Raw genomic sequence first — 12,329 nt, 5'->3', positions numbered from 1 at the left:
CTGGTCGAATGTCCATAAGACAACGCTTAGTAGAATAGTTCACGAATGTGATGAATCCCTTCTTTCGCCAGCTGGAAAGCAATAAACCACATCACCACGCCGACCAGACCATTAATAATGCGCTGGGCTTTGGCGGTGCGCAGGCGGGGTGCCAGCCATGCGGCGAGCAGCGCCAGACCAAAGAACCACAGGAAAGAGGCGCTCACGGTGCCCAGCGCGAACCAGCGTCTCGGCTCAGCGTCCAGCTGCCCTCCCAGGCTCCCCAGAACAACGAACGTATCCAGATAAACGTGCGGATTAAGCCAGGTCACCGCCAGCATGGTGATAATAATTTTCCAGCGCCCCTGCTTCATCACTTCGGCGCTTGCCAGCTCAATATTGCTGCCCATCGCCGTTTTCAAAGCGCCGAAGCCATACCAGAGCAGAAAGGCTACGCCACCCCAGGTGACCAGCGCCAGCAGCCACGGGGACTGCATCAGTAACGCGCTGCCGCCGAAAATCCCGGCGCAAATGAGGAGCATATCGCTCACCGCGCAGAGCAGCGCGATCATGATGTGATACTGACGACGAATGCCCTGATTCATGACGAAGGCGTTTTGCGGGCCGAGGGGCAGGATCATCGCTGCGCCAATCATAAGCCCTTGAATATAAAAAGAAAACATGAAATTTAATCTCAGAATTGTGTCTTGAGGGCTGACTATACTGCGGGAGAATAATAAGAGGAAATGGATAATATTAATTGGCAATAAGAGAAGCTAATTAAACCCGGCACGCATTGCGCGTACCGGGTCAGGCAGAAAGGTTATTCCGCCGGTTCTTTCACACGCTTGAAGTTCACGTCCATCTGCGGATACGGGAAGCTGATGCCGTTGGCGTCAAAGTCACGCTTCACGCGTTCCAGTACATCCCAGTAAACGCTCTGCAAATCGCTGCTGTTGCTCCAGATACGCACCACAAAGTTAATGGATGATGCGCCAAGCTCGTTCAGGCGAACAGTCATTTCGCGATCTTTCAGAATGCGGTCATCAGACTCGATAATGTTGGTGAGCAGCTGCTTCACTTTGTCGATATCAGAGTCGTACGCCACGCCAATAATGAACTCGTTACGACGCACCGGTTCACGGGAGAAGTTGATAATATTGTTGGCGATGATTTTACCGTTCGGGATCACCACGATACGACCGTCAACGGTGCGCATGGTGGTCGAGAAGATCTGCACCTGCAGCACGGTACCGGCCACGCCGCCCAGATCCACATATTCGCCCGAACGGAACGGACGGAAGGTGACTAACAGCACCCCGGCGGCCAGGTTCGACAGCGAGCCCTGCAAGGCCAGACCAATAGCCAGACCGGCGGCACCGAGCACGGCGATCACCGACGCGGTCTGGACCCCTACGCGCCCAAGCGCCGCGATCAGCGTAAAGGCGATGATACCGTAGCGCACCAGCGCCGAGAGAAAGTCTGCTACCGTGGCATCAATATGACGCGCCCTCATCACGCGGTTAACCGCATTAGAGATGATGCGCGCTACAATCATACCGATGACAATAATGGCGATGGCCGCCACAATGTTTACCGCGTAACTCAACAGCAACGCCTGGTTACGCACCAGCCAGGAGCCCGCGTTATTGATGCTATCTACAACACCGAGATCTTCCATTCAATATTCCTTATCTAAGCCAGACCATAAAAAATGCATCCCCCGTCGAGGCAGGCAGGTTAGTAAAGGGTAAACAAAAGCGGGGGTTTTGCCAAACAGATCACAAAAACAGGCAAGATAGCCAGTTGAAAAGACATAAAAAAAGCCCGCGATTAACGCGGGCTTCTGATGCTGTCAGCAGCTCAAATTACAGAACGTCAACCGCGTTCAGCTCTTTGAAAGCCTGCTCCAGACGCGTCACCATAGAGGTCTGGGCTGCGCGCAGCCATACGCGTGGATCGTAGTATTTCTTGTTCGGCTGGTCTTCGCCTTTCGGGTTGCCCAGCTGACCCTGCAGGTAAGCTTCGTTAGTTTTGTAGTACTGCAGGATACCGTCCCAGGTCGCCCATTGGGTATCGGTATCGATGTTCATTTTGATTACGCCGTAGCTTACGGAGTCTTTGATTTCCTGAGCAGAAGAACCGGAACCGCCGTGGAAGACGAAGTTCAGGCTGTTGTGCGGCAGGTTGTGTTTCTTGGAAACGTATTCCTGAGAATCACGCAGGATGGTTGGCGTCAGAACCACGTTACCTGGTTTGTACACGCCGTGTACGTTACCGAAGGAGGCAGCGATGGTGAAACGTGGGCTGATTTTGCTCAGCTCGGTGTAAGCGTAATCAACGTCTTCTGGCTGAGTGTACAGAGCAGAAGCGTCCATGTGGCTGTTGTCCACGCCGTCTTCTTCGCCACCGGTGCAACCCAGTTCGATTTCCAGAGTCATGTCCATTTTGGCCATGCGCGCCAGGTATTTGGAGCAGATTTCGATGTTCTCTTCCAGAGACTCTTCAGACAGGTCGATCATGTGAGAAGAGAACAGTGGCTTACCGGTTGCAGCGAAGTGTTTTTCGCCCGCGTCCAGCAGACCGTCGATCCACGGCAGCAGTTTCTTCGCGCAGTGGTCAGTGTGCAGGATAACCGGAACACCGTAGTGCTCAGCCATCTGGTGAACGTGATGTGCGCCAGAGATCGCGCCCAGGATTGCCGCGCCCTGAGGAACGTCAGTTTTCACGCCTTTACCTGCGATGAACGCAGCGCCACCGTTGGAGAACTGAACGATTACCGGAGCTTTAACTTTTGCTGCGGCTTCCAGTACGGCGTTGATTGAGTCGGTACCGACGCAGTTAACAGCTGGCAGAGCAAAGTTGTTTTCTTTAGCTACCTGGAACACCTTCTGAACGTCATCACCAGTGATCACGCCAGGTTTTACGAAATCAAAAATTTTAGACATGTTGCGAGTCCTGTATCTTCGGCCTTGGAAAGGGGCGAGCTCTTAAAAGCGCGCTGAAAATTGGGCAGGTTTCCCTGCCCTAAAATGGCTTACTTCTTAGCGCGCTCTTCGAGCATGGCTACTGCTGGCAGAACTTTGCCTTCCACGAATTCGAGGAATGCGCCGCCGCCAGTGGAGATGTAGGAGATCTTGTCGGAAATACCGAACAGATCGATTGCTGCCAGGGTATCACCGCCGCCAGCAATGGAGAATGCTTCACTGTCTGCAATCGCGTTAGCTACGATTTCAGTACCTTTACGGAAGTTCGGGAATTCGAACACGCCAACCGGACCGTTCCACAGAATGGTTTTTGCATTCTTCAGGATTTCAGCCAGTTTCTCTGCAGAGGCGTCGCCCAGGTCCAGAATCTGCTCTTCATTTTTGATGTCAGAAACAGATTTCAGCTCTGCGGTTGCGGTTTCAGAGAACTCGGTCGCTACGCGAACGTCAGTTGGAACCGGGATGTCACAGGTAGTCAGCAGGCGTTTAGCTTCGCCAACCAGGTCTGCTTCGTACAGGGATTTACCGACGTTGTGGCCCTGGGCTGCAACGAAGGTGTTGGCGATACCGCCGCCCACGATCAGCTGGTCAGCGATTTTGGACAGAGAATCCAGAACGGTCAGTTTGGTAGAAACTTTAGAACCACCAACGATAGCAACCATCGGACGAGCAGGTTCTTTCAGCGCTTTACCCAGTGCTTCCAGTTCGTCTGCCAGCAGTGGACCTGCACAAGCAACGTCAGCAAATTTGCCGATACCGTGAGTGGAAGCCTGCGCGCGGTGAGCAGTACCGAAAGCGTCCATGACGAATACGTCGCACAGCGCAGCGTATTTTTTGGACAGGGTTTCGTCGTCTTTCTTCTCGCCTTTGTTGAAGCGAACGTTTTCCAGAACAACCAGTTCACCTTCAGCAACTTCAACGCCGTCCAGGTAGTCTTTAACCAGACGTACCGGGCTGGACAGTTTGTCTTTCAGGTAATTAACAACCGGCAGCAGAGAGAACTCTTCGTTGTACTCGCCTTCAGTCGGACGACCCAGGTGGGAGGTTACCATCACTTTCGCACCCTGCTTCAGTGCCAGTTCGATGGTTGGCAGAGAAGCACGGATACGCGCGTCGCTGGTCACTTTACCATCTTTAACCGGTACGTTCAGATCCGCACGGATGAAAACGCGTTTACCTGCCAGATCCAGATCGGTCATCTTAATTACAGACATGGTGAATCCTCTCGTTGATTCTTAAAGTTTTGCAGACGCAATACGCGTCTTACCTGAAACCTTGAGCGGCCATGGCTAACGTGGTGTCGAGCATCCTGTTAGCAAAGCCCCATTCATTATCACACCAGACCAGCGTTTTGATCAGATGCGCTCCACTTACGCGCGTTTGCGTGCCATCAACAATGGCGCTATGCGGATCGTGGTTAAAATCTACTGAGACCAACGGTAATTCCGTATAGTCAACTATACCATGAAATGCTTGCTGTGCCGCTTTTTGCAGCAACAGGTTGACCTCACAGGCTTTTACCGGTTTTTTCACGGTTACGCTGAGGTCGATCGCCGTCACGTTGATGGTGGGAACACGCACGGCGATGGCTTCAAAACGGTCTTCAAACTGGGGAAAAATTCGGGTAATGCCGGCCGCCAGTTTGGTGTCCACCGGGATAATCGACTGACTCGCCGCGCGAGTGCGTCGCAGGTCCGGGTGGTAAGCGTCAATGACCTGCTGATCGTGCATGGCGGAGTGGATGGTGGTAACCGTACCCGACTCAATGCCGTAGGCATCGTCCAGCAGTTTGATGACCGGAATAATACAGTTGGTGGTGCAGGAAGCATTGGAGACGATACGGTGTTCCGCGCGCAACTCATGATGGTTGACGCCGTAAACCACCGTGGCATCGAGGTCGTTACTGCCAGGGTGTGAAAAGAGCACTTTCTTCGCGCCGGCCGCCAGATGGGCTTCGCCGTGTTCGCGATTGCCGTAGACGCCGGTACAATCGAGGACCACATCAACGCCCAGTTCACGCCAGGGTAATGCGTCGATCGTCCGCTCATGAAGCAGACGAATCACGTCATCACCGACAAGCAGCTGCTCTCTCTCCTGACGAACGTCCCAGGCAAAGCGCCCATGGCTGGTGTCATATTTCAACAAATGCGCCATGCCTGCGGCATCCGCCAGTTCGTTGATGGCCACCACGGTAATTTCCGCCCGGCGTCCGGATTCATATAAAGCACGAACCACGTTACGTCCGATGCGACCGAAACCATTAATCGCTACGCGTACGGTCATAAGTCTCCTGCAAAGCTTTCCCTGACTTGAGGTGGCTGACAGAGTAATGCAGCAACGCTCTGAGGGGAATCCTTGCCTGTCACAAACTCCAACTGATTGGTCATTTGTCGAACATTTAGTCGACTGAAACGCTTCAGCCAGAATAAGCGAAACACGGAATAAAGGAAATGACTGTCCAGACCAATAAGCCAGCTATATGACTTGCGTCACATTTCTAATGGAATAATTAACGGTCTGGTTACAGGCTGGAGGAATAGTACATACAAAAAAGCCGGGTAATTCGCTTGCGATTACCCGGCCTGGTTTTCGTGCCATTTGTAGGCCCGGTAAGCGTAGCGCCACCGGGCAAAACAGCGATTACAGCAGTTCTTTCGCTTTCGCGACCACGTTCTCAACGGTGAAGCCGAACTCTTCGAACAGCTGCTCAGCCGGAGCAGACTCACCGAAGGTGGTCATACCGACGATAGCGCCGTTCAGGCCCACGTATTTGAACCAGTAGTCAGCGATACCCGCTTCGATTGCCACGCGGGCAGAAACGGCTTTCGGCAGCACGGATTCACGGTAAGCCGCGTCCTGCTTGTCGAAGGCATCGGTAGACGGCATGGACACCACGCGCGCTTTCACGCCTTCGCCTGCCAGCTGATCCCAGGCTGCAACGGCCAGTTCAACTTCAGAACCGGTGGCGATGAAGATCACCTGCGGCTGACCGTCGCAGTCTTTCAGTACGTAACCACCGCGGGCGATGTTCGCCAGCTGTGCTTCAGTACGATCCTGCTGAGCCAGGTTCTGACGGGAGAGGATCAGTGCGGTCGGGCCGTCCTTACGCTCAACGCCATATTTCCACGCTACCGCGGACTCAACCTGGTCACATGGACGCCATGTGGACATGTTCGGGGTCACGCGCAGAGAGGCAACCTGCTCAACCGGCTGGTGAGTCGGGCCATCTTCGCCCAGACCGATGGAGTCGTGGGTGTAGACCATCACCTGACGCTGTTTCATCAGCGCAGCCATACGCACCGCGTTACGGGCATACTCCACGAACATCAGGAAGGTGGAGGTGTACGGCAGGAAACCACCGTGCAGGGAGATACCGTTGGCGATTGCGGTCATACCGAACTCACGCACGCCGTAATGGATGTAGTTACCGGCAGTATCTTCGTTGATCGCTTTAGAGCCGGACCAGATAGTCAGGTTAGAAGGCGCAAGGTCAGCGGAGCCGCCGAGGAACTCTGGCAGCCACGGACCGAAGGCTTCGATGGCATTCTGGGACGCTTTACGGCTGGCGATTTTGGACGGGTTAGCCTGCAGCTTAGCGATGAACTCGTTCGCTTTCGCGTCGAAGTCTGCCGGCATGTCACCTTTCATACGACGGGTGAATTCTGCCGCTTCCTGTGGGAAGGCTTTCGCATAGGCAGCGAATTTCTCGTTCCAGGCCGCTTCTTTTGCCTGACCGGCTTCTTTTGCATCCCACTGGGCATAGATGTCAGACGGGATTTCAAACGCAGGGTGTTTCCAGCCAAGCGCTTCGCGGGTCAGCGCGATCTCAGCATCACCCAGCGGTGCGCCGTGAGAGTCGTGCGTACCGGCTTTGTTCGGAGAACCGAAACCGATGATAGTTTTGCACATCAGCAGGGACGGTTTGTCGGTGACTGCGCGCGCTTCTTCTACCGCACGTTTAATCGCTTCAGCATCGTGGCCGTCAACGCCACGCACCACGTGCCAGCCGTAGGCTTCGAAACGTGCTGCGGTATCGTCGGTGAACCAGCCTTCAACGTGGCCGTCGATGGAGATGCCGTTGTCGTCGTAGAACGCAACCAGTTTGCCCAGCTTCAGGGTACCTGCCAGGGAGCACACTTCGTGAGAGATGCCTTCCATCATGCAGCCGTCACCCAGGAACGCGTAGGTGAAGTGGTCAACAATGTCGTGGCCCGGACGGTTGAACTGCGCCGCCAGCGTCTTCTCGGCGATCGCCATACCTACGGCGTTAGCAATACCCTGGCCCAGCGGGCCGGTCGTGGTTTCTACACCTGCGGTGTAGCCCACTTCCGGGTGACCCGGGGTTTTGGAGTGCAACTGACGGAAGTTTTTCAGCTCGTCGATTGGCAGGTCGTAGCCGGTGAGGTGCAGCAGGCTGTAGATCAGCATGGAGCCGTGACCGTTAGAGAGAACGAAACGGTCGCGGTCAGCCCAGGCCGGGTTCTGCGGGTTGTGGTTCAGGAAATCACGCCACAGCACTTCGGCAATGTCAGCCATACCCATCGGGGCACCCGGGTGACCGGATTTAGCTTTTTGTACAGCATCCATGCTCAGCGCACGAATAGCATTGGCAAGCTCTTTACGTGAGGACATTTTGACTCCAGATCGGATGTTGAAGGCCATACCCGTTTCGGCTTGACGACAGCGCGTTTTGGGCTACGCCAGAAAAAAGTGCCAACAATGTAACCCAAGCGACAAAGCATGTACATGGACCATTCTTTTGCCGCTTAAGAAATCTCCGGAACACGATCGCACGTTGCGCAATCTTCTCGCCCGGCTGGGTTTAAATTCCTTATAATTACTCCTGCACCCTTCTCCGGGGCGGCAAAACTTTCAGAATTTATCAATGTTAACGAGTACGGAAGCAACATAATGAAAATGCGTGCAATAGTGCTGGCTCTGGGAACGACGCTCCTGCTTAGCGGGTGTCAAAATATGAATTCTGGCGGCCTGTTGAGCTCCGGAGCAGAGGCGTTTCAGGCCTACTCCCTGACCGACGCCCAGGTGAAAACGTTAAGCGATGAGGCCTGTAAGGAGATGGACGGTAAAGCGACCATCGCGCCTGCTGACAGCACCTACGCTCAGCGTCTGAATAAGATTGCTTCGGCCCTCGGCGACAACATTAATGGCCAGCCGGTGAACTACAAGGTGTACATGGCCAAAGACGTCAACGCCTTTGCCATGGCCAACGGCTGTATCCGCGTCTACAGCGGGCTGATGGATATGATGAACGACAACGAAGTCGAAGCGGTTATCGGCCACGAAATGGGTCACGTTGCCCTCGGCCACGTGAAGAAAGGAATGCAGGTCGCGCTCGGCACTAACGCCGTACGCGTGGCGGCAGCCTCTGCCGGCGGCATTGTCGGAAGTCTCTCCCAGTCGCAGCTTGGCGATCTCGGCGAAAAACTGGTTAACTCCCAGTTCTCCCAGCGTCAGGAATCTGAGGCCGATGACTACTCATACGATCTGTTGCGCAAACGTGGCATTAACCCGTCAGGTTTAGCCACCAGCTTCGAAAAGCTGGCTCAACAGGAAGCGGGCCGTCAAAGCTCCATGTTTGACGACCACCCTGCCTCTGCAGAGCGTGCGCAGCATATTCGCGATCGCATGTCCGCAGACGGCCTCAAGTAACATCGATACACAGGCCGGGCAATCTGTCCCGGCCTCTGTCTTTATTACTCGCCTTTCTTCGCCGCCTGGATGTAGAGCATTTCCAGCGCCAGGGTCGCTGCGGCCAGGGCAGTGATCTCGGACTGGTCATAGGCAGGCGCCACTTCCACAACGTCCATGCCGACGATATTCAGATCCTTCAGGCCGCGCACCAGTTTGATGGCGCGGTCAGAGGTCAGGCCGCCGATCACCGGGGTACCAGTACCCGGGGCAAAGGCCGGATCCAGGCAGTCGATGTCGAAGGTCAGGTAGACCGGCATATCGCCGACGATCTGTTTCACCTGGGCCAGAATATCGTCCACGCCGCGATCGTTCACCTGACCGGCGTCCAGCACGGTGAAGCCGTTGTCTTTATCGAACTCGGTACGAATACCAATCTGCACGGAGTGGTTCGGATCGATCAGGCCTTCGTTCGGCGCGGTGTAGAACATGGTGCCGTGGTCGAATTCGCAGCCGTTCGCGTAGGTGTCGGTATGGGCATCGAAATGCACCAGCGCCATTTTGCCGAAGTGCTTCGCATGGGCGCGCAGCAGGGGCAGGGTCACGAAATGGTCACCACCGAAAGAGAGCATGCGCTTGCCGGCTGCCAGCAGTTTTTCTGCGTGGGCCTGCAGTTTTTCACTCATTTCACGCGCATCACCAAAGGCGTACACCAGGTCACCGCAGTCAACCACGTTCAGGCGCTCGCGCATGTCGAAGTTCCACGGGAAGCGATTGTGCTCCCAGGCCAGGTTGGTGGAGACCTGACGGATCGCCGCCGGGCCATGACGGCCACCGGCACGGCCGGACGTCGCCATATCAAATGGCACCCCGGTGATCACCCAGTCCGCGTCGCTGTCGTACGGCTGGAAGTTCATCGGAAGGCGTAAAAAACCAAAAGCGTTAGATACCAGAGAATTATCGTACTGATGCCCTAAAGTGCTCATGTCCTGACCTCTTTATAACGTCGGTGCATTAAAAATAGATGAAAAAAAATCCCCTCCGCGTCGTTAAACCCGACGAGGAAGGGATTGATTCGAATAGTGCCTGTTGCGGCGGATTATCGCCGCTATTTCATACGGGTTCAAGTGAGTATAGCAAACGCAATTCCGGCGAAATTTTATCGCCGGATGGCGGCTTCGCCTTATCCGGCCTACGTGTCGCGGCTTTGTAGGCCCGGTAAGCGCAGCGCCACCGGGCACAGGCGTTACTCGTCTTCCAGGTAAGTGTAACCGTACAGACCGGCTTCAAACTCTTCCAGGAACTGTTTCTGCAACGTGTCGTCCAGATCGGTCTTTTTCACCTGATCGCGGAACTGGGTCAGCAGCTTGTTCGGATCGAGCTGAACGTACTGGAGCATGTCCGCCACTGTGTCGCCCTCGTCAGAGAGTTCCACTTCCACGTTGCCGTCAGGGAAGACAAACACGTCAACCGCTTCGGTATCCCCGAACAGGTTGTGCATGTTGCCGAGGATCTCCTGATAGGCGCCAACCATAAAGAAGCCCAGCATTGGTGGGTTATCCGGATCGTACTCCGGCATTGGCATGGTGGTGGCGATACCGTCACCGTCAATGTAGTGGTCGATAGCCCCGTCGGAGTCACAGGTGATATCCAGCAGCACCGCGCGGCGCTCAGGCACCTGGTTCAGCCCTTCCAGTGGCAGAACCGGGAACAGCTGATCGATACCCCAGGCATCCGGCATTGACTGGAACAGCGAGAAGTTGACGTACATCTTGTCCGCCATACGCTCCTGCAGCTCGTCGATAATCGGACGGTGCGCGCGGTTGCTCGGATCGAGCTGTTTCTGCACTTCGTGACACATGTTCAGATACAGCTGCTCCGCCCAGGCGCGCTCCTGCAGGCTGAACGTCCCGGATGAATAGCCGATATGAATATCATGCAGATCCATCTGGCTGTCGTGCAGCCATTCGCGCAGCGAGCGGCGGGTGCCCGGCTCGTGCATCTCCTGCCAGGTTTCCCACATGCTTTGCAGAGAACGTGGGGCATCATCCGCTGGCGGCGTCGCTTCGCTGATTTCGCTACGCTCAACGCCGATGATGTTGGAGACCAGCACCGTGTGGTGTGCGGTCACCGCACGCCCGGATTCGGTAATTACCGTCGGGTGCGGCAGGCCGTGCTCTTCACAGGCATCGCCAATCGCCCAGATGATGTTGTTCGCGTATTCGTTCAGGCCATAGTTTACGGAGCAGTCGGACTGCGAGCGCGTACCTTCATAGTCCACGCCCAGACCGCCGCCCACGTCGAAGCACTGAATGTTCACGCCCAGCTTGTGCAGCTCAACGTAGAAACGGGCCGACTCACGCACGCCGGTGGCGATGTCGCGAATGTTGGCCATCTGCGAGCCGAGGTGGAAGTGAAGGAGCTGAATGCTGTCCAGACGACCACGTTCGCGCAGGATTTCCACCAGCTGCAGAACCTGGTTCGCCGCCAGGCCGAATTTGGATTTTTCGCCGCCGGAGGACTGCCACTTACCGGAGCCCTGGGACGCCAGACGCGCACGCACGCCGAGGCGCGGCACAACGTTCAGGCGCTCGGCCTCTTCCAGCACGATGGCGATCTCAGACATCTTCTCAATGACCAGATAGACCTTGTGGCCCATCTTCTCACCGATCAGCGCCAGGCGAATGTATTCACGGTCTTTATAGCCGTTACAGACGATCACCGAGCGGGTCATTCCGGCATGCGCCAGTACCGCCATCAGCTCCGCTTTAGAACCGGCTTCCAGTCCCAGCGGTTCGCCAGAATGAATTAAGGATTCGATCACACGACGATGCTGGTTAACCTTGATCGGATAGACCAGGAAGTAGTCGCCGTTGTAGCCGTAAGATTCACGCGCGCGCTTAAAGGCGGCGTTAATGGAACGCAGACGGTGTTGCAGGATCTGCGGGAAGCAGAACAGAGCAGGCAGACGCTGCCCCTGCGCTTCACGTGCTTTCACCAGTTTGGCGAGATCGACGCGCGCTTCCGGTACGTCAGGATCCGGGCAAACGCTGATGTGGCCCAGTTCGTTGACGTCGTAGTAGTTATTGCCCCACCAGGCAATATTGTAAGTGCGCAGCATCTTGCTGGCTTCCTGGGAGCTCATCGCAACCTCCTGCATAGAACGTAGTACACCCTGTTCGCCCGCTGACGAAGGCGAAACAAAAGACATGTCGTCAGACATAGCGAACCTCAACTCTTACTATTCAGTGTAAAACAGTTGACTACTATCGCAGCGTCAATCTGCGATAACAACCCATTATCCGACCCGCTTTCCAGCACAGAATGCTGAAAGCCGGGGCGTGCGACCGGTTTCTTATTCATATCATTGTAAAACACGTATCCGAACTCTGTATGACAAGGTCCGGCGAAACCACGAGAAAACTCTTGTATTTACAAGAGCGCCCTTGTTCAGTCTTCACAAAGCGTAGTGCCAGCCCTTGAATCCTGAGAAGCGCCGAGATGGGTATAACATCGGCAGGTTTGCAGATTAGAAATGCGAATGGCGGGGAACATGTTCCGGCCTGAAAGGCAGAACTGAATTAGCGGAAAACGACGGTTCATTATCTCGTATCACCTCCACGCAAGCCTGATTAAACCCGCGACAAGTTAAAGCTAAAAGTTCACTGCTTTACCCGGCTGGAAGTGGCGACACGAAGAAACGTCGTGTGCTTT

Annotated in this window: 11 protein-coding genes; 1 reads left to right on the top strand and 10 read right to left on the bottom strand. The window is 55.1% G+C overall.

Annotated elements, in window-relative coordinates; translation table 11 throughout:
- Nucleotides 1-26: 26 nt before the first annotated feature.
- From argO to tkt, 6 genes are all read right to left on the bottom strand, one after another.
- Entirely contained in the window at nt 27-662 is a 636-nt protein-coding gene (gene argO / locus ACOYA6_RS15915) for an arginine exporter ArgO (protein WP_138370497.1), read from the bottom strand.
- A 140-nt stretch (nt 663-802) separates the two neighbouring features.
- Nucleotides 803-1,660, bottom strand: a complete 858-nt coding sequence (locus tag ACOYA6_RS15910; RefSeq protein ID WP_422654992.1) for a small-conductance mechanosensitive channel MscS — start codon at nt 1,658-1,660, stop codon at nt 803-805.
- Nucleotides 1,661-1,847: 187 nt separating this feature from the next.
- Nucleotides 1,848-2,927 (bottom strand): class II fructose-bisphosphate aldolase, encoded by a 1,080-nt coding sequence (gene fbaA, locus ACOYA6_RS15905; RefSeq protein WP_039029814.1) that lies wholly within the window; start codon nt 2,925-2,927, stop codon nt 1,848-1,850.
- Nucleotides 2,928-3,016: 89 nt separating this feature from the next.
- The gene (pgk, locus tag ACOYA6_RS15900; RefSeq protein ID WP_039029813.1) at nt 3,017-4,180 is read right to left on the bottom strand and encodes a phosphoglycerate kinase; all 1,164 of its coding nucleotides are present in this window, start codon (nt 4,178-4,180) and stop codon (nt 3,017-3,019) included.
- Nucleotides 4,181-4,229: 49 nt separating this feature from the next.
- Complete coding sequence (epd, locus tag ACOYA6_RS15895; RefSeq protein ID WP_039029812.1) at nt 4,230-5,249, bottom strand: erythrose-4-phosphate dehydrogenase; 1,020 nt, start codon at nt 5,247-5,249, stop codon at nt 4,230-4,232.
- A 357-nt stretch (nt 5,250-5,606) separates the two neighbouring features.
- Entirely contained in the window at nt 5,607-7,598 is a 1,992-nt protein-coding gene (gene tkt / locus ACOYA6_RS15890) for a transketolase (RefSeq protein WP_422654991.1), read from the bottom strand.
- 279 nt (nt 7,599-7,877) lie between these two features.
- Between tkt and loiP the strand changes: the two genes are divergently transcribed.
- Complete coding sequence (loiP, locus tag ACOYA6_RS15885; protein ID WP_039029810.1) at nt 7,878-8,636, top strand: metalloprotease LoiP; 759 nt, start codon at nt 7,878-7,880, stop codon at nt 8,634-8,636.
- Nucleotides 8,637-8,680: 44 nt separating this feature from the next.
- Here the strand turns inward: loiP and speB are convergent, their stop codons facing one another.
- From speB to ACOYA6_RS15865, 4 genes are all read right to left on the bottom strand, one after another.
- On the bottom strand, nt 8,681-9,601 hold the full coding sequence (gene speB / locus ACOYA6_RS15880; protein ID WP_006811917.1) for an agmatinase: 921 nt from the start codon (nt 9,599-9,601) through the stop codon (nt 8,681-8,683).
- Between the two features lie 260 nt (nt 9,602-9,861).
- Nucleotides 9,862-11,838, bottom strand: coding sequence for a biosynthetic arginine decarboxylase (speA, locus tag ACOYA6_RS15875; RefSeq protein ID WP_138370495.1), 1,977 nt, complete (start codon nt 11,836-11,838; stop codon nt 9,862-9,864).
- An 8-nt stretch (nt 11,839-11,846) separates the two neighbouring features.
- Entirely contained in the window at nt 11,847-11,978 is a 132-nt protein-coding gene (gene yqgB / locus ACOYA6_RS15870) for an acid stress response protein YqgB (protein ID WP_156126890.1), read from the bottom strand.
- Between the two features lie 87 nt (nt 11,979-12,065).
- Nucleotides 12,066-12,218 carry a hypothetical protein gene (locus ACOYA6_RS15865; RefSeq protein WP_419146408.1) on the bottom strand — a complete coding sequence of 51 codons (153 nt, stop codon included), beginning with the start codon at nt 12,216-12,218 and terminating at the stop codon, nt 12,066-12,068.
- Nucleotides 12,219-12,329 lie beyond the last annotated feature (111 nt).

It is taken from the genome of Leclercia barmai, assembly GCF_049312895.1.
Classification (GTDB): domain Bacteria; phylum Pseudomonadota; class Gammaproteobacteria; order Enterobacterales; family Enterobacteriaceae; genus Enterobacter; species Enterobacter barmai.
Note: the sequence above shows the minus strand (reverse complement) of the source record. Positions and strands in the feature narration are given on the sequence as shown.

Bases quoted from the DNA above. Each gene is read 5' to 3' on its own strand.
- fbaA (WP_039029814.1), bottom strand. From the start codon at position 2,927: ATGTCTAAAATTTTTGATTTCGTAAAACCTGGCGTGATCACTGGTGAT.
- ACOYA6_RS15865 (WP_419146408.1), bottom strand. From the start codon at position 12,218: ATGAACCGTCGTTTTCCGCTAATTCAGTTCTGCCTTTCAGGCCGGAAC.
- argO (WP_138370497.1), bottom strand. From the start codon at position 662: ATGTTTTCTTTTTATATTCAAGGGCTTATGATTGGCGCAGCGATGATC.
- ACOYA6_RS15910 (WP_422654992.1), bottom strand. From the start codon at position 1,660: ATGGAAGATCTCGGTGTTGTAGATAGCATCAATAACGCGGGCTCCTGG.
- tkt (WP_422654991.1), bottom strand. From the start codon at position 7,598: ATGTCCTCACGTAAAGAGCTTGCCAATGCTATTCGTGCGCTGAGCATG.
- speB (WP_006811917.1), bottom strand. From the start codon at position 9,601: ATGAGCACTTTAGGGCATCAGTACGATAATTCTCTGGTATCTAACGCT.
- speA (WP_138370495.1), bottom strand. From the start codon at position 11,838: ATGTCTGACGACATGTCTTTTGTTTCGCCTTCGTCAGCGGGCGAACAG.
- loiP (WP_039029810.1), top strand. From the start codon at position 7,878: ATGAAAATGCGTGCAATAGTGCTGGCTCTGGGAACGACGCTCCTGCTT.
- yqgB (WP_156126890.1), bottom strand. From the start codon at position 11,978: ATGAATAAGAAACCGGTCGCACGCCCCGGCTTTCAGCATTCTGTGCTG.
- pgk (WP_039029813.1), bottom strand. From the start codon at position 4,180: ATGTCTGTAATTAAGATGACCGATCTGGATCTGGCAGGTAAACGCGTT.
- epd (WP_039029812.1), bottom strand. From the start codon at position 5,249: ATGACCGTACGCGTAGCGATTAATGGTTTCGGTCGCATCGGACGTAAC.